Source organism: Pseudomonas sp. REB1044 (assembly GCF_038813925.1).
GTDB lineage: Bacteria > Pseudomonadota > Gammaproteobacteria > Pseudomonadales > Pseudomonadaceae > Aquipseudomonas > Aquipseudomonas boreofloridensis.
In genome coordinates this window covers 4,005,772-4,025,138 of the sequence record NZ_CP046139.1, presented here as the reverse complement: position 1 = coordinate 4,025,138, position 19,367 = coordinate 4,005,772, and the positions used below count along the sequence as shown (strand labels likewise).

Sequence of the window (19,367 nt, the reverse complement as noted above, 5' to 3'; positions counted from 1 at the left end):
GTAGCGCCCCGGGCAATGGCACTCAGGCGGCTGCCAGTCGGTGCACCTGTTTCAGGTAGTCAGCCAGCGCCTGCTGCTCGGCGGCGTTGGTGAACAAGCCCAACTTGGTGCGGCGCCAGAGAATGTCGTCGGCCGACACCGCCCATTCTTCCTTGCACAGGTAATCCACCTCACGGGCGAACAGACCGCCGCCGATGGCCTGGCCAAGATCGTCGGGCCCTTGCACGCCTTCCAGCAATCGCCAGACACGGTTGCCATAGGTGACCGCCCAGCGCTTGGCGATGTCCTGTGCCAGCCAGCCGTGGGCCGCCAACAGGGCTTGCACCAAGGCGTGCACGCTGGTCATGTCCTCACCGCCGGGCAGCGCCGAGGTGGCGGTCCAACTGCTGCGCATCTGGGGGAAGAACGGCTTGAGTTCGGCCATCGCCGACTCGGCCAGCTTGCGGTAGGTGGTCAGCTTGCCGCCGAACACCGACAGCAGAGGCGCCTGGTCGGCGTGGCGTGACAGCGCCAAGGTGTAGTCACGGGTGACTGCCGAGGGGTTGTCGGACTCGTCGTTGCACAGCGGGCGCACACCAGAGTAGGTGTGCTGGATGTCGGCACGCGATAGCTGATGATTGAAGTGGGCATTGACCACCTTCAGCAGGTAATCGGTCTCGGCATCGGTGATTGCGACCTGCGCCGGATCGCCGCTGTATTCGCGGTCGGTGGTGCCGATCAGGGTGAAACGGTCCAGATAGGGGATGCAGAAGACGATACGCTGATCTTCGTTTTGCAGGATGTAGGCCTGCTCACCTTCGTACAAGCGCGGCACGATCAGGTGGCTACCCTGGATCAGGCGAATGCCGTAGGGCGCGTCGAGTTTCAGATCGTCCTTGATGAAGCTGGCCACCCAAGGCCCAGCGGCATTGACCAGCGCACGGGCCCGAACGCTCTGCAGACGACCGTCGGCATGCTGCAACTCCACCTGCCACACGCCATCGACGCGCTCGGCGCGCAGGCAGCGGCTGCGGGTCTGGATAGTCGCTCCTTGCTCACGGGCGGCCATGGCGTTGAGCACCACCAGGCGAGCATCGTCGACCCAGCAGTCGGCATATTCGAAACCGCGGCTGATCTCGGGCTTGAGCGGGTAGCCCGGGCCGAAGCGCAGGCTGCGCGAGGCGCCTAGACGTTTGCGCTTGCCCAGGTGATCGTAGAGGAACAGGCCGGCGCGAATCATCCAGGCCGGGCGCAGGTGCGGGCGGTGGGGCAGGACGAAGCGCATGGGCTTGACGATATGCGGCGCCTTGCCTAGCAACACTTCGCGCTCGGCCAAGGCTTCGCGTACCAGACGGAATTCGTAGTGTTCCAGGTAGCGCAGGCCACCGTGAATGAGCTTGCTGCTGGCCGAGGAGGTGTGCTGAGCCAGGTCGTCGCGCTCGCAGAGAAACACCTTCAGGCCACGCCCGGCAGCGTCTGCCGCGATGCCGACGCCATTGATGCCGCCGCCGATCACGGCAAGGTCATAGCAATCTGCGGGGGTCGATGGGGTCTGTGGGGACTGGGACACGGGCAAGGCCTCCTGGGCACGGCTCACAGCGAATGTGAACATCGATGTTCGTTTGCGAAAATACTAGCGCAACAAAACGGCCCTTTCCAGTCGCGATCAATAGAAAATACTGATCGCTTACGGAACAAATGAACATTTATGAACATGAGATGACGGCCGCGCCGGGTCGTCCCCGGCGGGCGCCGTCCAGGAAGGCTCAGACGACCTCGAGGCGCACCTTGTACTGGTTCAGCAACTGCGAAAGCGCCGGGGTCGGCGTCTTGTCGGTGACCAGGCAGTCGATCAGGTTGATCGAACCCAGTCGCACCATGGCGTTGCGCCCGAATTTACTGGAGTCGGCCGCGAGCAGCACTTGTCGAGCGTTGGCGATGATCGCCTGGGAGACGCGCACTTCCTGATAGTCGAAATCCAGCAGGCTGCCGTCTTCGTCGATCCCGCTGATGCCGACCACGGCGAAGTCCACCTTGAACTGGCTGATGAAGTCGACGCTGGCCTGGCCGACCACACCGCCGTCACGGCGCACGGTGCCGCCGGCCACCAGTACCTCGAAGTCGTCCTTGGCGGCAAGGATCGAGGCCACGTGCAGGTTGTTTGTGATCACCTTGAGGTGGTTGTGGTTGAGCAGGGCGCGGGCGATGGATTCGGTCGTGGTGCCGATATTGATGAACAGCGAGGCGTGATCGGGAATCTGCCGGGCCACGGCGTCGGCGATGCGCTGCTTTTCGTCGCGCATCTGGTCGGCGCGCATGGCGTAGGCGGTGTTCTCGACACTCGAGTCGTAGGCGGCGCCACCGTGATAGCGGCGCAGCAGGTTGGCTTCGGCCAGTTGGTTGATGTCGCGGCGGATGGTCTGGGGGGTGACGACGAATAGTTGGGCCATTTCCTCGATACTGACGTAGCCGCGTTCGCGCACCAGTTCGAGAATTTGTTGTTGGCGGGGGGGCAGATTCATGGGCGGTCCTTTGGGGCTGCCGGACAAATGCTGCAATGATGCCGTAGGACGGGGATGTCGGCCAGTGGCGTATCCCACCGCTGCGTCCTGGCCCTGTAGGCGCGGCGAAGCATCGCGCCTACAGGGTGCAGCAGGCTTCAGTCGGTGTGATCTTCCCAGTCACGGGTGCGCTCGACGGCTTTCTTCCAGCCGGCATACAGCTTTTCTTTCTGCGCGTCGTCCAGTTGTGGGCTGAACTCACGCTCGATGATTGCCTTGTCGCGCAACTCGTCCAGGCTGCCCCAGAACCCGCAGGCCAGGCCCGCCAGGTAGGCAGCGCCCAGGGCGGTGGTCTCGCGCATCTTCGGCCGCTCGACACAGGTACCGAGAATGTCGGCCTGGAACTGCATGAGGAAGTTGTTGGCTACCGCACCGCCGTCCACGCGCAGTTCGGACAGGCGCTGGCCGCAGTCCTGCTGCATGGCGTCGAGCACGTCGCGGGTCTGGTAGGCGATCGACTCCAGCGCCGCGCGGATGATGTGATCGACTTTCACCCCACGGGTCAGGCCGAACAGCGCGCCGCGTGCGTAGGGATCCCAGTAGGGCGCGCCCAGGCCGGTGAAGGCTGGGACCAGGTAGACGCCGTTACTGTCCTTGACCTTGCTGGCGAAGTACTCGGTGTCCAGTGCGTCGTTGACGATCTTCAGTTCGTCGCGCAGCCACTGCACGGTGGAGCCGCCGTTGAACACTGCGCCCTCCAGGGCGTAAGCCACCTCGCCGCGCGGTCCGCAAGCGATGGTGGTGAGCAAGCCGTGGGACGAGGTCACGGCCTTGTCGCCGGTGTTCATCAGCAGGAAGCAGCCGGTGCCATAGGTGTTCTTGGCCTGGCCAGGTTCCACGCACATCTGGCCGAACAGCGCCGACTGCTGATCGCCCGCGATGCCGGCGATGGCGATGCCGCTCTTGGTGTGGCCGTAGACTTCGGACGAGGGGCGCACCTCAGGCAGCATCTGCCGCGGAATGCCGAGAATCTCCAGCAGTTTGTCGTCCCACTGCAGGCTATGGATGTTGAACATCAGCGTGCGCGAGGCATTGGTGTAGTCGGTGACATGCACCTTGCCGCCGGAGAATTTCCAGATCAGCCAGCTGTCGACGGTGCCGAACAGCAGTTCGCCGCGCTCGGCGCGCTCGCGCACGCCCTCGACGTTGTCCAGGATCCACTTCAGCTTGGTGCCGGAGAAGTAGGGGTCGGTGACCAGTCCCGTGGCTTGGCGAATGTACTGTTCGTGACCGTCACGCTTGAGCTGGGCGCAGATCTCGGTGCTGCGTCGGCACTGCCAGACGATGGCGTTGTACACCGGGCGCCCGGTTTCCTTGTCCCACACCACGGTGGTTTCGCGCTGGTTGGTGATGCCGATCGCGGCCACCTGGGCGTGGCTCAGGCCGGCCTGTGCCAGGGCTTCGACCATGGTTGCGCTCTGGGTGGCGAAGATTTCCATGGGATCATGCTCAACCCAGCCGGCCTGCGGGTAGTGCTGGACGAACTCGCGCTGGGAGGTGCCGACCACGTTGGCGTCGCGGTCGAAGATGATCGCCCGCGAACTGGTGGTGCCCTGGTCCAGGGCGATGATGTAGTGCTTATCCTGGGTGTCTGTCATGGTCGTTGCCTTGCACGAAATGGGTAGGGTCAGGGCTTCAAGGGGCCAGAGGGCTCAGTGCCGATGTCAGGAGGCCTGAGTATCGCCCTGGTTGACGGCCGCTGTCTGCGGTTGGTCGGCTTCGGCCGTCGGCAGGCTGCGGGCGATGAGTACGCGGTAGCCTGCGGCCCCCAGGCAAGCACCGAGAATCGGTGCCAGCAGCGGGACCAGGAAGTACGGGATGTCGCGTCCGCCGGTGAAGGCAATATCGCCCCAGCCGGCAAAGAAGGTCATCAGTTTGGGACCGAAATCTCGGGCCGGATTCATGGCGAAGCCGGTCAGTGGGCCCATGGCGCTGCCGATCACCGCGATCAGCAGGCCGATCAGCAACGGCGCGGTGGCGCCGCGCGGCAGGCCGTTGTTGTCATCGGTCAGGGCCATGATCACGGCCATGAGGATGGCGGTGATGATCACTTCCACCAACGCCGCCTGGGCGGTGGACAGCGAGGGATGCGGGTAAGTGGAGAACACCGAGGCCAGCTCCAGGCTCGCCGGACTGCCACGCAGCATGCCGTGGGCCTGTTCGAAATCGAAGAACAGCGTGCTGTACAGGCAATACACCAACGCAGCGCCACAGAACGCACCGGCTACCTGAGCGATCACGTAGAACGGGAGTTTGCGCTTCTCGAAACCGGCGAACAGCGTCAGCGCGATGCTGACCGCCGGATTCAGGTGAGCGCCCGATACCCCGGCACTGAGGTAGATCGCCATGCTGACGCCAACCCCCCAGATGATGCTGATTTCCCACAGGCCGAAGCTGGCGCCGGCGACCTTGAGCGCAGCGACGCAGCCGGTGCCGAAAAAGATCAGCAGTGCCGTACCCAGGAATTCGGCCATGCATTGGCCGCCAAGCGTCGGTTGTCGTAGAGCTGTGGTCATGGATGAACCTCGGTTCTTGTTGTTGTGAGACGCTGAGCGCTCAGCGGTTCTCGCCGGTAATCCATCCCCATGAATCATCAGCGAGTGTACGAATGTGCACTTTTTCTGTGCGTGTTTTCTTCAAAAACGAAAAAATATAGACAAGAAACGCTGATGTCAAAGGTCGAAAGTGAACGATCAGCCACATTTCGACTCACGACCGCGCAGTCGTTTGCGCACTGCTGGTGCAGGCGGCAGAAGGCCACTGGCTGGCCCCGGGCAATTGGCCTACAGTAGCCGCCGAGCCGATCCTGACTGGAGCTGTGCATGACCCCCGCCCTCGACCTGTTGAAGAACGCGCGCGCCGAACATCGCGTGCTCAGCTACGAACACGACCCAAAGTCCGCGTCCTATGGCCTGGAGGCTGCCGAGAAACTCGGGCTGGATCCGCAGCAGGTGTTCAAGACACTGCTGGCGTGCAGCGAGAAGGGAGAGTTGCTGGTTGCGGTGGTGCCGGTGGTCGGCACGCTCGATCTGAAGGCGTTGGCCCATGCCGCCGGGGTGAAAAAGTGCGAGATGGCCGACCCTGCCGCCGCGCAGCGTGCCACCGGCTATTTGGTAGGCGGCATCAGTCCGCTGGGGCAGAAGAAGCGCTTGCGCACCTTCATCGATGCATCAGCTCAGCAGTTCGACAGTATTCATGTCAGTGCCGGACGGCGCGGCCTGGAGGTGGAACTGGCCGCTGCGGTGCTGGCCGAGCATACCAAGGGTGTGTTCGCCAGCATCGGCCGGGGCTGAGACGAGCGTCACAGCCCGGCCGCAGTGATCAATGGGCTGGACTGTGGCGGCGCACGCCGTTGTCCTGCGTGGTGAGGTGCGCGGCTACGCTGCCGGGCACGGCGAACAGCACCAGATGATCGGCCGCTACGGCAATGCCCACGTCCTGACCGATCTGATGATCGACATGACTGGGGAAGATCGCCTCCAGTTGGCTACCGGTCGGCAGTCGCAGGCGATAGAGGGTTGAGGCGCCGAGGAAGCTCTTGCCGTGGATGCGCGCGCGCAATGCGCTGTCCGGGGCATGCACGATGTCGTCGGGTCGCAACAGCACGTCCACTGCGCTGCCCGCGGGCATCGCATAGGCACGGTTGCCGCGCAGCTCGCCCAGCTCCGTGGTGACGGCCTCGGGGCTGCTCATTTGCCCACGGATGAAGTAACCCTGGCCGATGAAGCTGGCGACGAACGGCGTCTGCGGTTCGTGGTACAGGTTGTAGGGCGTGTCCCATTGCTCCAGGCGACCTTCCTTGAACACACCGACATGGTCGCTGACGGCGAAGGCTTCTTCCTGGTCATGGGTGACCAGAATCGCACTGGTGCCGCGGCTCTTGAGAATGTCGCGCACCTCGTGGCTCAGGCGCTTGCGCAGCTCGACGTCGAGGTTGGAAAAGGGCTCGTCGAGCAGCAGCAGTTGCGGCTCTGGCGCCAGCGCGCGGGCCAGTGCGACGCGTTGCTGCTGGCCGCCGGACAACTCGTGCGGGTAACGCCCACCCAGGCCGCCGAGCTTGACCAGTTCGAGCATGTCTTCGACCACCTGGGCCTGGCGTGGGTGCTTGGCGATGCCGAAGGCGATGTTCTGCGCCACCGTAAGGTGCGGGAACAGCGCGTAATCCTGGAACACCATGCCGATGCGGCGCTTTTCCGGTGCGAGGGTGAAGCCGGCGCGCGAGATGACCTCGCCGGCCAACTGGATCTCGCCGTCATGCACCGGCTCGAAGCCGGCGATGGCGCGCAGGGTGGTGGTCTTGCCGCAACCGGAGGAGCCGAGCAGGCAACCGATGTCGCCGGCGTTCAGGTGCAGGTTGAGGTTCTGGACGATGCGCTGCTCGCCGTAGCCACAGGCGAGGTTGCGCAGGTTGAGCAGCAGGGGTTGACTCATGCGGTGTGGTAAGCCGGTTCTACAAGGAATTCAAGAAGGGCCTTCTGTGCATGCAGACGGTTCTCGGCCTGGTCCCAGGCGACCGACCGGGGGTCGTCGAGCAGGTCCTGGCTGATTTCCTCGCCACGGTGGGCGGGCAGGCAGTGCATGAACAGGGCATCGGGTGCCGCCAGGTCGAGCAGTTCGCGGGTGACCTGGTAAGGCGCGAAGTGCGCCAGACGCCTGGCAGTTTCCTCTTCCTGGCCCATGGAAGTCCAGACATCGGTGGTAACCAGATGCGCGCCGCGCACCGCTTGCTGCGGGTCGCGGATGATCTGCACGCGATCGCCGCCCAACGCCAGGAAGCGCGGATCGGGTTCGTAGCCTTCGGGGCAGGCGATGCGCAGTTGGAAGTCGAACTGGCGGGCGGCTTCGATGTACGAGTTGCACATGTTGAAGCCATCACCGATCCAGGCCACGGTCTTGCCCTGGATCGAGCCGCGGTGCTCGACGAAGGTCTGCATGTCGGCGAGCAGTTGGCAGGGGTGCGATTCATCGGACAAGCCGTTGATCAACGGGACTTTCGAATGGGCGGCGAACTCGGTGAGGGTGCTGTGGGCGTGGGTACGGATCATCACCACATCGACCATGCTCGAGAGCACGATGGCGCTGTCGCCAATCGGTTCGCCACGGCCCAGTTGGGTGTCGCGCGGGGACAGGAATATCGCCTGGCCGCCGAGCTGGATCATGCCGGCTTCGAACGACACCCGCGTACGGGTCGAGGACTTCTCGAAGATCATCCCCAGTACGCGGTTCTTCAAAGGCTCATGGAGCACGCCGCGCTTGCGCAGGCCCTTCAGCTCGATGCCTCGACGGATCACGCCGAGCAGTTCGTCAGCGGTGAAATCCAGCAGGGAGAGAAAGTGCCTGGTGCTCATGAGATGACTACCTTATCTGCAACGTTTTGCAGGCCGGCCGTAGGTTTTTTTTGACAACGGCGGTGACCTGCGGCGTAAGCCGCGCGGGGCGGACGGAATGGGGAAAGGCGCAATACTATAATTAAATGTCGCCTGAAACCAAGAGGTGAAACAGGTCGCCTGTATCAAGGCGTGTCGTAATATCGTTGTGAAGCGACTGTTTTTTATTTTCTACAGGGTTTTACACGGGCCATCGGGGCGTTTGCAAACCCCGTGTCGCGAATCGTGTGCCTGATGACGCTCGATTCACAGCGCTTAGCGCCGTGGCGGCGGGAGGCGCGCGGGCATAGTCTGTGCTCTCCAGAACAACAAGGCAGAGGCGGCCATGACCAAGACCCTGCATTACCGTGCGTGTCATCTGTGCGAAGCCATCTGTGGCCTGGCCATCGAAGTCAGCCACGGACCGGATGGGCTGGCTTCGATCGATTCCATCAAGGGCGACCGCGAAGACCCGTTCAGCCGTGGCCACATCTGCCCCAAGGCCGTGGCCCTGCAGGACATCCAGGACGACCCGGATCGCCTGCGTCAGCCCCATCGGCGGGTCGGCGATCACTGGCAGCCGATCGGCTGGGACGAAGCCTTCGCCCTGGCCGCCGAGCGGCTGTGGCAGATCCAGCAGCATCATGGGCGCAACGCCGTGGCGGTGTACCAGGGCAATCCCAGCGTGCACAACTATGGGCTGATGACCCACAGCAACTACTTTCTCGGCCTGCTCAAGACCCGCAACCGTTTTTCCGCCACCTCGGTCGACCAGTTGCCCCAGCACCTGACCAGCCACCTGATGTACGGCCATGGCCTGCTGCTGCCGATACCGGACATCGACCACACCGACTTCATGCTGATCCTCGGCGGCAACCCGCTGGCCTCCAACGGCAGCATCATGACTGTGCCGGATGTGGAAAAACGCCTGAAAGCGCTGCGTGCCCGCGGTGGTCGCCTGGTGGTGATCGACCCCCGTCGCAGCGAAACGGCAGCCATGGCCGATCAGCACCTGTTCATCCGCCCCGGTGGTGACGCGGCGTTGCTCTGCGGGCTGCTCAACACCCTGTTCAGTGAAGACCTCGCGCGCGGCTCGCACTTGCCGGTGCAAGGGCTGCAACAGGTGCACGAAGCCATTGCGCCGTTCACGGCCCAGGCCATGAGTGCGCTGTGCGGCATAGAGGCCGAACAGATCCGCCAGCTGGCCCGCGATTTCGCGGCGGCGGAGCGCGCGGTGTGTTACGGGCGCATGGGAGTCTCGACCCAGACCTTCGGCACCCTGTGCCATTGGCTGGTACAACTGATCAACCTGGTCACCGGCAACCTTGACCGGGTGGGCGGCGCGCTGTGCACCGACCCGGCGGTGGATCTGGTCGCCAGTACCTCGGGGGCCACTTCGACCAATGGCGCAGTCGCGTTTCCGGCTTGCCGGAGTACGGCGGCGAGCTGCCGGTGGCGGCGCTGGCCGAAGAAATGCTGACGCCTGGCGAAGGCCAAATCAGAGCCTTGGTCACGGTGGCCGGCAATCCGGTGCTGTCCACCCCCAATGGCCGCCAATTGGACGGCGCCCTGGCGGGGCTGGAGTTCATGCTCAGCATCGACCTGTACATCAACGAGACCACGCGCCACGCCGACCTGATCCTGCCGTCCACCTCGGCGCTGGAAAACGACCATTACGACAGCACCTTCAACCTGCTGGCGGTGCGCAATGTCACCCGTTTCAACCGGGCGATCCTGGCCAAGCCGCAGGGCGCACTGCACGACTGGGAGATCTTCGTCGGTCTGGCACGCGCCTTCGCCGAGCGGGCGGCCCTGGAACTCAAGCCGACCTTGCCGCCGGCGCAGATGATCGACCTGGCCTTGCGCACAGGACCCCGTGGCGAAGCCTCGCCCTGGAACCTGTCGTTACAGGCGCTGGACGCACATCCGCATGGCCTGGACCTGGGGCCGTTGCAGGCGAACCTCGCCGCACGTCTGCGCACTCCCGCGCAGGCGGTGCAGGCCGCGCCGCAGGTGCTGCTCGACGACTTGCAACGTCTGGCACGCCAGGTGCCCATGGCGCCTGACCAACTGTTGCTCATCGGCCGGCGTCATGTCCGCAGCAATAATTCCTGGATGCACAACTATCATCGCCTGATCAAAGGCAAGCCGCGCCATCAACTGCTCATGCATCCGCAGGATCTGCAGCAGCGGCAGCTCGAAGATGGCCAGTGGGTACGCGTGCGTTCGCGCACCGGCAGCCTGGAAGTCCAGGTGTTGGCCAGTGACGAGGTGATGCCGGGTGTGGTCAGCCTGCCCCATGGGTGGGGGCACGCACGCCAGGGCGTCCAATTGCAGATCGCCCAGGTGCAGCCGGGGGTGAGTGCCAATGACCTGACCGACGAAACCCTGCGCGATGCACTGTCGGGCAACGCGGCGCTCAATGGCGTACCGGTGCAGGTAGAGGCGGCTTGATTCGATCGTGAGCCGAGGGCCATGGCCGAGCACGGCACTCGGCTTTCCGATACAATGCCCGACCGTGCCGACGACCGTGTCGGAAAGTTCAGCCGAGGTGCTCCATGGATATCATCGAAACAATCAAAGAGCAGATTGCCAACAACACCATTCTGCTTTACATGAAAGGCTCGCCGAATGCCCCGCAGTGCGGCTTCTCGGCCCGTGCTTCGCAGGCGGTGATGGGGTGCGGCGAGAAGTTCGCCTACGTCGACATCCTGCAGAATCCGGAAATCCGCGCCAACCTGCCCAAGTACGCCAACTGGCCGACCTTCCCGCAACTGTGGGTGGGCGGCGAACTGGTCGGTGGCAGCGACATCGTGCTGGAAATGTTCGAAAAGGGTGAACTGCAGACCCTGATCAAGGACGCGGCCGCCAAGGCCAAGGCCTCCGAGGCCTGATGGCATCTTTGGCACGCTCATGAAAAAGCCCCGCCTAGGCGGGGCTTTTTGGTGGGCGGTAGAGGCGAAACTTACTCTTCGCCCATCTGCGACTGCAGGTAGTTTTCGATGCCGATCTTGTCGATCAGGCCCAACTGGGTTTCCAGCCAGTCGATGTGCTCTTCCTCGGCTTCGAGGATGTCTTCGAGCAGGTCGCGCGAGCCAAAGTCACCAGCGGTTTCGCAGTGGGCGATGGCGGCTTTCAGATCGATCAGGCCTTTGTTTTCGATCTTCAGGTCGCACTCAAGCATTTCACGGGTGTGCTCGCCGATGAGCAGTTTGCCCAGGTCCTGAACGTTGGGAATGCCTTCGAGGAAGAGAATACGCTTGATCAATTTATCAGCGTGCTTCATCTCGTCGATGGATTCTTTGTACTCGTGCTTGCCGAGCGCGTTCAGGCCCCAGTCTTCATACATACGCGCGTGCAGGAAGTACTGGTTGATCGCGACCAGCTCGTTTCCGAGGATCTTGTTGAGATGCTGGATGACGCTTACGTCGCCTTTCATGTCCGGGTTCCTGCCCTGAGAAGTGAGCCAATAGGCGAAGTCTGAGCCTGACAACTTTCTATGTCAAACCTAAGTTGTTGAATAATAAGTGAAAATTAATAGGAATAAGAATGTTTGTGAACCGCGTTGGTGGCTAACTTATTGAATTACAGGCATAAAAAAACCGGACACGAGGTCCGGTTCTTTGAAGGGGGCGTTTTAAGCGGCGGTGAATTCGACGGGGTAGGGCAGTGCAGGCTGCTGGGCGAGCTGAAGTTCGGTGAGGGTCTCACGAACCACCTGCTTGGCCAGGCAGGCGCATTTACCACATTGGCTGGCCACGTTGGTGGCGGTACGGACTTCCTTGTAGCTGCAGCATCCTTCGTAGATCGCATCGCGGATCTGTCCATCGGTGACGCCGACGCAGAGACATACGTACATAGGGTCTGACCATCGCTGGGTGAGTCGATGCGTTGGAGACTAATGGTAATGAGAATGCTTGTCAAAGCACTTGAAGAATGATTCATCTTCGCGCGACCGGCGGTTCGATTCGGCCTGTCATGATATCCCGTGTATGATGGTCGGTCTTTGCAGGATGCCGGGCGAGTCGACTCGCCTGGGCAACGGTTTTCACCCCCATCAGGAGATGACGAATGAGCGTACTCGTTGGTAAACAAGCCCCGGACTTCACCGTTCCAGCCGTGCTGGGCAACGGCGAGATCGTCGACAGCTTCAACCTGGCTTCGGCGATCAAAGGCAAGTATGGCCTGGTGTTCTTCTACCCGCTGGACTTCACCTTCGTCTGCCCGTCCGAGCTGATTGCCCTGGACCACCGCATTCCCGATTTCGAAGCCCGCGGCGTAGAAGTGATCGGCGTGTCGATCGACTCGCACTTCACCCACAACGCCTGGCGTAACACCCCGGTCAACAACGGCGGCATCGGCCAAGTGAAGTACACCCTGGCTGCCGACATCACTCACGAAATCTGCAAGGCCTATGACGTCGAGTCCGAAGGCGGCGTGGCCTTCCGTGGTGCGTTCCTGATCGACAAGAACGGCGTGGTGCGTTCGCAGATCGTCAACGACCTGCCGCTGGGCCGTAACATGGACGAGCTGCTGCGCCTGGTCGACGCCCTGCAATTCCACGAAGAGCACGGCGAAGTCTGCCCGGCCAACTGGAAGAAAGGCGACAAAGGCATGAACGCTTCGCCGGAAGGCGTTGCGGCCTACCTGAGCGAGAACGCCGGCAAGCTGTAATACGGCGTGATGCAAAAAAAAACCGGCCTCCTGGCCGGTTTTTTTGAGCGTCGAGTTTTTAGCGACAAGCGGCAAGGAAAGCCAGCACTGCGGTGTCCACGCGTGCCGCTTGCTCAGCCGCGCCAGCCGCCCATGTCCTTCCAGCGGTTGACGATGCCGCAGAACAGCTCAGCGGTTTTCTCCGTGTCGTAGCGCGCCGAGTGCGCCTCGCGGCCGTCGAAGTCGATGTCTGCGCTCTGGCACGCTCTGGCCAGTACCGTCTGACCGTAGGCCAAGCCGGCCAGCGTGGCGGTGTCGAAGCTGGAGAAGGGGTGGAAGGGGTTGCGCTTGAGGTCGTTGCGCGCCACCGCAGCGTTGAGGAAGCCCAGGTCGAAGCTGCTGTTGTGGCCGACCAGGATCGCCCGCTTGCAGCCATTGGCCTTCAGCGCTTTGCGCACACCACGGAAGATGTCGGTGAGTGCGCTTTCCTCGCTCACGGCCATGCGCAGCGGGTGATCCAGCTTGATGCCGGTGAACTCCAGCGCAGCAGGCTCGATATTGGCGCCTTCGAACGGCTCGACACGGAAGAAGTAGGTGTGTTCCGGGAACAGGAAGCCCTTTTCGTCCATGCCGATGGTGACGGCGGCAATTTCCAGCAGCGCGTCGGTGGCGCTGTTGAAACCGCCGGTCTCGACATCCACCACCACCGGCAGGTAGCCGCGAAAACGCTCGGCCATGGGATGGCGCGAACCGCCACCGGACGGCAAGTCTTGATCGTCTTCGTAGAGGTCTTCGCTCATACGTTGTCCTCCAGCAGGCGCCAGCGCAGGGTTTCACCCGCACGCAGCGGCACCACCTGGGTATCGCCGAACGGCAGGCTGGTCGGTGCGGTCCAGTCTTCACGGATGAGCGTGATGCGGTCGGTGTTCGCCGGCAGGCCATAGAACGCTGGACCGTGCAGGCTGGCGAAGCCCTCCAGCTTGTCCAAGGCGTTGCGTTGCTCGAAGGCTTCGGCATACAGCTCGATGGCCGCGTAGGCGGTGTAGCAACCGGCGCAACCGCAGGCCGCTTCTTTGGCATGCTGGGCATGTGGCGCCGAATCGGTGCCGAGGAAGAACTTCGGATTACCGCTGGTGGCCGCATCCAGCAGGGCCACTTGGTGCGTATTGCGCTTGAGGATCGGCAGGCAATAGAAGTGTGGACGAATGCCGCCGACCAGCATGTGGTTGCGGTTGTAAAGCAGGTGCTGCGCGGTGATGGTCGCCGCGACGTTGGCCGGGGCCTCGCTGACGAATTGCGCGGCATCGGCGGTGGTGATGTGCTCGAACACCACCTTGAGCGTCGGGAAGCGCTCGACCAGGCGACGCATATGCTCATCGATGAAGCGTTTTTCGCGGTCGAACACGTCGATGTCCGCGCGCGTCACTTCACCATGCACCAACAGCGGCAGCCCGGTTTCGGCCAGCGCTTCGATCGCCGGGAAGATGTTGTCGATGCTGGTGACGCCCGAGTCGGAGTTGGTCGTGGCGCCGGCCGGATAGAGCTTGGCAGCGAACACGATGCCGCTGGCCTTGGCCGCATGGATGTCTTCGCGGCGGGTGCGGTCGGTGAGGTACAGCACCATCAGGGGCTCGAAACGGCTGCCGGCAGGACGCGCCGCGAGGATGCGCTCGCGGTAGGCTTCGGCTTCATGGGCGGTACGTACCGGCGGAACCAGATTGGGCATGATGATGGCGCGGGCGAAGGTACGCGCCACGTCGCCGACGGTATGTCGCAGCACAGCTCCATCGCGCAGATGGATGTGCCAGTCGTCGGGACGCAGGAGGGTCAGGCGATCGGACATTGGGGTTTCCAGGCGGTTCGAACTCAGCCGCCAATGCTACCGGAAAACCCTGAGAGCGGCACGGCTATCAAGTTTTCCAGCAGGCGTCCGATAGCCTGCAGGTAAGACGTCAGAATTTGTGGAGCCGCCTGTGCGCCAGCGTTACCTACTCCTGCTCAGCCTGTGCGCCAGCCTGCCGGCCGGTGCAATGACCTTCCAGACCCGCATGGAGAACATCGCGTGGAAGGTCGAAGGCGATCAGTTCGAGTGTCGGCTGATTCAGCCCATCGAGGGCTTCGGCAGCGGCCAGTTCGTGCGCCGTGCCGGAGAGCAGCCGGTGTTCCAGTTGCGTTCTGACAGCAACGCGCTGGGCGCGGGCTCGGCCACCCTGTTGGCGGCTGCCGCGCCATGGCAACCCGGACGTGGCGACGTCAACCTGGGGGCCGTGCGTCTAAGCCGCTCCGGCGTGCTGTTCAGCACCTCCCAGGGACAGGCCAGCCGGTTGATCAACGGGTTGCTCGACGGCCGCAGTACCGTGGTGCGCAACTATACCGGCGAGGGCGGCCGTCCCATGGAAGTGCATGTGTTGCCGGTCAGCTTCGCCAAGGCCTACAGCGACTATCAGGTCTGCGCCGCCAAGCTGTTGCCGATGAATTACGATCAGATTCGTCAGACCCAGATACCGTTCCCCGGCACCGGTTTCGAGCTGGACAGCTCGGCACGGGCGCGTCTGGACGTGATCCTCGACTACATAAAGGCCGATCCGACGGTCAACCATATCGAGCTCGACGGCCACTCCGACAACAGCGGCAATCGCCTGGCCAACCGCGACGCGTCGCGGCGTCGTGCCATGGCCGTGGCCGAGTACCTGCAAGCCCACGGCGTGCCGGAGGCGCAGATCGTCGTACGTTTCCACGGTGAGCGTTATCCGCTGGTCAAGAACAACACCCCCGCCAATCGCGCGCGCAATCGGCGTGTGAACATTCAGCTCGACCGTGTCACGCCGGTCGAGAAACCGGTTGAGAAGCCCCACGACGCGGCGCCTGCCACGCCCGCCCAGCCCGCTGCGGCACCTGCCGCGACCGCTGCGCCAGCAGCCACCGCTGCGGCGGCCTCGGCCAAGAAAATCTGATTTCGACGGAAGGTCGCGCCCGCGACACTTCCTGTCGCTTTGGCATCAGAAGCTGTCGCGCCACTGTAAATTCCTCAACGAGATCGGTAGAATCGCGGGTTTTCCGTACAACCCCGTGGAGTGATGGCATGGCGGACGTAAAGAAGGTCGTACTGGCGTATTCCGGCGGCCTTGATACTTCGGTGATTCTCAAGTGGCTGCAAGACACCTACAACTGCGAAGTGGTGACCTTCACCGCTGACCTGGGCCAGGGCGAAGAGGTCGAACCGGCCCGTGCCAAGGCGCAGGCCATGGGCGTCAAGGAAATCTACATCGACGACCTGCGCGAAGAGTTCGTCCGCGATTTCGTCTTCCCGATGTTCCGTGCCAATACCGTCTACGAAGGCGAGTACCTGCTGGGTACCTCCATCGCCCGTCCGTTGATCGCCAAGCGTCTGATCGAAATCGCCAACGAAACCGGTGCCGACGCGATCTCCCATGGCGCCACCGGCAAAGGCAACGACCAGGTGCGCTTCGAACTGGGCGCCTATGCGCTCAAGCCGGGCGTCAAGGTCATCGCCCCGTGGCGTGAATGGGACTTGCTGTCCCGTGAAAAGCTGATGGACTACGCCGAGAAACACGGTATTCCGATCGAGCGTCATGGCAAGAAGAAATCGCCATACTCGATGGACGCCAACCTGTTGCACATCTCCTACGAAGGCGGCGTTCTGGAAGATACCTGGACCGAGCACGAAGAAGACATGTGGCGCTGGAGCGTCTCCCCGGAGAATGCCCCGGACCAGGCGACTTATCTCGAGCTGACCTACCGCAACGGTGACATCGTAGCCATTGACGGCGTCGAGAAGACGCCGGCCACTGTGCTGGCCGATCTGAACCGCATTGGCGGCGCCAACGGCATCGGTCGCCTGGACATCGTCGAAAACCGCTACGTGGGCATGAAGTCGCGCGGCTGCTACGAGACGCCTGGCGGTACCATCATGCTCAAGGCGCACCGTGCCATCGAGTCGATCACGCTGGACCGCGAAGTCGCTCACCTCAAGGATGAGCTGATGCCCAAGTACGCCAGCCTGATCTACACCGGCTACTGGTGGAGCCCGGAGCGGGTGATGCTGCAGCAGATGATTGACGCTTCCCAGGTCAACGTGAACGGTGTCGTGCGCCTGAAGCTGTACAAGGGCAACGTCACCGTCGTCGGTCGCAAGTCGGACGACTCGCTGTTCGATGCCAACATCGCTACCTTCGAGGAAGATGGCGGCGCCTACAATCAGGCCGACGCGGCAGGCTTCATCAAGCTCAACGCCCTGCGCATGCGTATCGCTGCGAACAAGGGTCGCTCGCTGCTCTGATTGTTGTTGCAGTGAACAAAGCCCGGTCGCAACGACCGGGTTTTTTGTATCTGCAGGTAGTGCTCCGGCCCGCCTACAAGTCGATTTTGTCGCCTTTCTCCAACGCTCGAATCGACAGCAAGATGCGTGATCGGCACTCCAGGTTGTAGAAGATCCAGCGGCACTCCCTGCCGGGGGGGCGATTGAGTGCATTGAGCACGTGAGTCTCGATGTTCTTGTGTGCACCGGGCCCTGACAGGGCGATGGTCATGGGCGCCTGGGTATCGGCGTAGAGCGGCTCCTCATCGTCCACAGCGCGCTTGTCCGGGGTGTAGAGCGACTCGTGGTTGAAGTTCAGCGTCAAAAAGAACAGCACGGTGAGGAAAAACGGGAAGCCCACCAGAAACCAGGTGTAGATCGATTGACTGCTCTCGCTCAGGAACGGCAACGAAGCAAGCGCCGACGCCTCGATGATGCCGGAGAAAATGGCAATGATCGTCAAGGGACTCATCTGTTCGGTGCTGTTCATGGCGAGGGCCTCCTTCGGGCTTTGTCCATCTGTACCCTGTCGCCTCGCCGAGAAAAACGCTTGCTGTTTCCCCTCAAGGAAAAAATTACCGGTTGTCATGGGCCCGGTATAACTATTCGCTCCCAAAAGATTGAAAGATCTCACTTCTTGGTCGTGCTATCCGCACTTTGCATTTTTGCGGCCATTGGACTTTCACTTGGTTGCCCATTCAGGTGATGGATATCGAACGGATCTGTCGCCCAAATGTAGGACGTTTCTATTAGCAGTGTAAGTTTCATCTTTGACTGCGTCCTACTGATGAATCACCGCGCCACAACAGCGATGGCTCGGTTATCGTGGCGCGTCAGAACTTAGAACGGATCAATGGATATCCCATGAATAAAGTACTTATCGTGGATGATCATCCGGTCATTCGCTTGGCCGTACGTATGTTGATGGAGCGTCATGGATATGAAGTAGTGGCGGAGACCGATAACGGTGTAGATGCGCTGCAGATGACCCGGGACTATCTGCCCGATATCGTCGTACTCGACATTGGCATACCCAAGCTCGACGGGTTGGAGGTGATCGCGCGCATGACGACGGCGAGTCCTGGGAGCAAGGTGCTGGTGCTGACCTCCCAGGCCCCGGGGCACTTCTCCATGCGCTGCATGCAGGCCGGCGCGGCCGGTTACGTGTGCAAGCAGCAGGAACTGACCGAACTGCTCAGCGCGATCAAGGCCGTGCTCTCGGGGTATAGCTACTTCCCCAATCAGGCGCTGCACAAGACTCGCAGCGGCGTCAGTGGCGGCAGCGAGAGCGAGATGGTCGAGCGCCTGTCAGGGCGCGAAATGATGGTGCTGCAGCAGTTGGCCAGAGGACGAACCAACAAGGAAATTGCCGATAGCATGTTTCTCAGCAACAAGACGGTGAGCACCTACAAGACCCGGCTGCTGCTCAAGCTCAATGCGCGATCGCTGGTGGACCTGATCGAGCTCGCGCAGCGCCATGGCCTGGCCTGAAACACTTGGGGCCTCTAGGGCAGGAGGTCTGCGTGCCGCGGGCTACAGGTCGTAATCGAAGTCGGCCAATTGCCGCTGCAAGCGCCGTTCTTCGAGCAAGTTGTCGATAGTGCGGCGTTTGCTCAGGTTGGTTTTGGCAGGTTCCACCTGCGGTTCTGCGTCGTCGTCCGCGACGAAGTCCTCGTCGATCAATTCGTCTTTATCGGTGCTCATGCATCGCTCCAAGCCAAGGGGCCATTGGCCGTCCTTATAGCGAGAATCGCAGAACCGGTAAAAAAGATTTTTTCAATCGGACATCATGATTTTTTGCTAAAGCGTTAATCGTCCGAGGTCTTGTGTCGATACTCGCACAAGTCCTCGATCCGGCAACTGCCGCAGCGGGGCTTGCGTGCCTGGCAGACGTAACGGCCGTGGAGGATCAGCCAGTGGTGGGCGTCGAGCAGGTAATCCTTCGGCACGAACTTCAGCAGCTTCTTCTCCACCTCCAGGACGGTCTTGCCTGGCGCAACCCCTGTGCGGTTGCTGACCCTGAAAATGTGGGTATCCACTGCCATCGCCAACTGCCGAAAGGCCGTATTGAGGACCACGTTGGCTGTCTTGCGTCCCACACCGGGCAGGGCCTCCAGCGCTTCGCGCGTCTGCGGCACCTCGCTACCGTGCTGCTCGATGAGCAGGCGGCACGTTTCGATGACGTTCTTGGCCTTGCTGTTATACAGGCCGATGGTCTTGATGTATTCGCTCAACCCCGCCACGCCCAGGGCGAAGATGGCCTCAGGGGTATTGGCCACCGGATACAGCCGGGCGGTAGCCTTGTTCACACCCACATCGGTCGCTTGCGCGGACAGAATCACCGCGATCAGCAGTTCGAAGGGGGTGGTGTAGGCCAGTTCGGTTTTTGGATCGGGGTTGTCTTCGTGCAGCCTGCGAAAGATCTCCAGGCGTTTGGCGGCATTCATGAGACCACGCATTCCTCGGCGACGGAAAGGGGAGAGTCAGCGC

At 62.1% G+C, this 19,367-nt stretch carries 19 protein-coding genes and 1 pseudogene; 7 read left to right on the top strand and 13 right to left on the bottom strand.

Going from position 1 to position 19,367, the window contains the following annotated elements:
- Window positions 1-22 precede the first annotated feature (22 nt).
- The 4 genes from glpD to GKC70_RS18360 all read right to left on the bottom strand — a co-directional run bounded on the left by glpD (window position 23) and on the right by GKC70_RS18360 (window position 5,056).
- Complete coding sequence (gene glpD, locus GKC70_RS18375) at window positions 23-1,549, bottom strand: glycerol-3-phosphate dehydrogenase (RefSeq protein WP_342649509.1); 1,527 nt, start codon at window positions 1,547-1,549, stop codon at window positions 23-25.
- Window positions 1,550-1,745: 196 nt separating this feature from the next.
- Complete coding sequence (glpR, locus tag GKC70_RS18370; RefSeq protein WP_342649508.1) at window positions 1,746-2,501, bottom strand: DNA-binding transcriptional repressor GlpR; 756 nt, start codon at window positions 2,499-2,501, stop codon at window positions 1,746-1,748.
- Between the two features lie 137 nt (window positions 2,502-2,638).
- On the bottom strand, window positions 2,639-4,138 hold the full coding sequence (gene glpK / locus GKC70_RS18365; RefSeq protein ID WP_304483988.1) for a glycerol kinase GlpK: 1,500 nt from the start codon (window positions 4,136-4,138) through the stop codon (window positions 2,639-2,641).
- Window positions 4,139-4,204: 66 nt separating this feature from the next.
- The gene (locus GKC70_RS18360) at window positions 4,205-5,056 is read right to left on the bottom strand and encodes an MIP/aquaporin family protein (RefSeq protein ID WP_317871221.1); all 852 of its coding nucleotides are present in this window, start codon (window positions 5,054-5,056) and stop codon (window positions 4,205-4,207) included.
- A 306-nt stretch (window positions 5,057-5,362) separates the two neighbouring features.
- Between GKC70_RS18360 and ybaK the strand changes: the two genes are divergently transcribed.
- Complete coding sequence (ybaK, locus tag GKC70_RS18355; protein WP_039575937.1) at window positions 5,363-5,833, top strand: Cys-tRNA(Pro) deacylase; 471 nt, start codon at window positions 5,363-5,365, stop codon at window positions 5,831-5,833.
- A 28-nt stretch (window positions 5,834-5,861) separates the two neighbouring features.
- On the opposite strand, the gene GKC70_RS18350 is transcribed toward ybaK, so the two are convergent.
- The gene (locus tag GKC70_RS18350; protein WP_342649507.1) at window positions 5,862-6,971 is read right to left on the bottom strand and encodes an ABC transporter ATP-binding protein; all 1,110 of its coding nucleotides are present in this window, start codon (window positions 6,969-6,971) and stop codon (window positions 5,862-5,864) included.
- Window positions 6,968-7,888, bottom strand: a complete 921-nt coding sequence (gene argF / locus GKC70_RS18345) for an ornithine carbamoyltransferase (protein WP_029613239.1) — start codon at window positions 7,886-7,888, stop codon at window positions 6,968-6,970. Before argF ends, GKC70_RS18350 begins: the two co-directional genes overlap by 4 nt.
- 364 nt (window positions 7,889-8,252) lie before the next feature.
- Between argF and GKC70_RS18340 the strand changes: the two are divergent.
- Both GKC70_RS18340 and grxD read left to right on the top strand, forming a co-directional pair.
- Window positions 8,253-10,360: pseudogene (locus GKC70_RS18340) on the top strand (molybdopterin oxidoreductase family protein).
- 104 nt (window positions 10,361-10,464) lie between these two features.
- On the top strand, window positions 10,465-10,800 hold the full coding sequence (gene grxD, locus GKC70_RS18335) for a Grx4 family monothiol glutaredoxin (RefSeq protein WP_039575941.1): 336 nt from the start codon (window positions 10,465-10,467) through the stop codon (window positions 10,798-10,800).
- A gap of 71 nt (window positions 10,801-10,871) precedes the next feature.
- On the opposite strand, the gene bfr is transcribed toward grxD, so the two are convergent.
- Entirely contained in the window at window positions 10,872-11,345 is a 474-nt protein-coding gene (gene bfr, locus GKC70_RS18330; protein WP_029613238.1) for a bacterioferritin, read from the bottom strand.
- 198 nt (window positions 11,346-11,543) lie between these two features.
- The gene (locus tag GKC70_RS18325; protein WP_029613237.1) at window positions 11,544-11,765 is read right to left on the bottom strand and encodes a bacterioferritin-associated ferredoxin; all 222 of its coding nucleotides are present in this window, start codon (window positions 11,763-11,765) and stop codon (window positions 11,544-11,546) included.
- Between the two features lie 212 nt (window positions 11,766-11,977).
- On the opposite strand from GKC70_RS18325, the gene GKC70_RS18320 reads away from it, so the two are divergent.
- Window positions 11,978-12,580, top strand: a complete 603-nt coding sequence (locus tag GKC70_RS18320; protein WP_295481347.1) for a peroxiredoxin C — start codon at window positions 11,978-11,980, stop codon at window positions 12,578-12,580.
- A gap of 113 nt (window positions 12,581-12,693) precedes the next feature.
- Here the strand turns inward: GKC70_RS18320 and rnt are convergent, their stop codons facing one another.
- Both rnt and pyrC read right to left on the bottom strand, forming a co-directional pair.
- Entirely contained in the window at window positions 12,694-13,359 is a 666-nt protein-coding gene (gene rnt, locus GKC70_RS18315; RefSeq protein ID WP_029613236.1) for a ribonuclease T, read from the bottom strand.
- Window positions 13,356-14,402 (bottom strand): dihydroorotase, encoded by a 1,047-nt coding sequence (gene pyrC / locus GKC70_RS18310; RefSeq protein ID WP_342649506.1) that lies wholly within the window; start codon window positions 14,400-14,402, stop codon window positions 13,356-13,358. Before pyrC ends, rnt begins: the two co-directional genes overlap by 4 nt.
- 130 nt (window positions 14,403-14,532) lie before the next feature.
- On the opposite strand from pyrC, the gene GKC70_RS18305 reads away from it, so the two are divergent.
- Entirely contained in the window at window positions 14,533-15,513 is a 981-nt protein-coding gene (locus tag GKC70_RS18305) for an OmpA family protein (RefSeq protein WP_342649505.1), read from the top strand.
- A 128-nt stretch (window positions 15,514-15,641) separates the two neighbouring features.
- Window positions 15,642-16,859 carry an argininosuccinate synthase gene (locus GKC70_RS18300; RefSeq protein WP_029613234.1) on the top strand — a complete coding sequence of 406 codons (1,218 nt, stop codon included), beginning with the start codon at window positions 15,642-15,644 and terminating at the stop codon, window positions 16,857-16,859.
- Between the two features lie 73 nt (window positions 16,860-16,932).
- On the opposite strand, the gene GKC70_RS18295 is transcribed toward GKC70_RS18300, so the two are convergent.
- On the bottom strand, window positions 16,933-17,367 hold the full coding sequence (locus GKC70_RS18295) for a hypothetical protein (protein WP_039575948.1): 435 nt from the start codon (window positions 17,365-17,367) through the stop codon (window positions 16,933-16,935).
- Between the two features lie 374 nt (window positions 17,368-17,741).
- On the opposite strand from GKC70_RS18295, the gene GKC70_RS18290 reads away from it, so the two are divergent.
- Window positions 17,742-18,368 carry a response regulator transcription factor gene (locus GKC70_RS18290; protein ID WP_342649504.1) on the top strand — a complete coding sequence of 209 codons (627 nt, stop codon included), beginning with the start codon at window positions 17,742-17,744 and terminating at the stop codon, window positions 18,366-18,368.
- A gap of 42 nt (window positions 18,369-18,410) precedes the next feature.
- On the opposite strand, the gene GKC70_RS18285 is transcribed toward GKC70_RS18290, so the two are convergent.
- Together GKC70_RS18285 and nth are read right to left on the bottom strand one after the other, a co-directional pair.
- Entirely contained in the window at window positions 18,411-18,581 is a 171-nt protein-coding gene (locus GKC70_RS18285) for a hypothetical protein (protein ID WP_342649503.1), read from the bottom strand.
- Between the two features lie 104 nt (window positions 18,582-18,685).
- Window positions 18,686-19,324, bottom strand: a complete 639-nt coding sequence (nth, locus tag GKC70_RS18280) for an endonuclease III (protein ID WP_039575953.1) — start codon at window positions 19,322-19,324, stop codon at window positions 18,686-18,688.
- Window positions 19,325-19,367 lie beyond the last annotated feature (43 nt).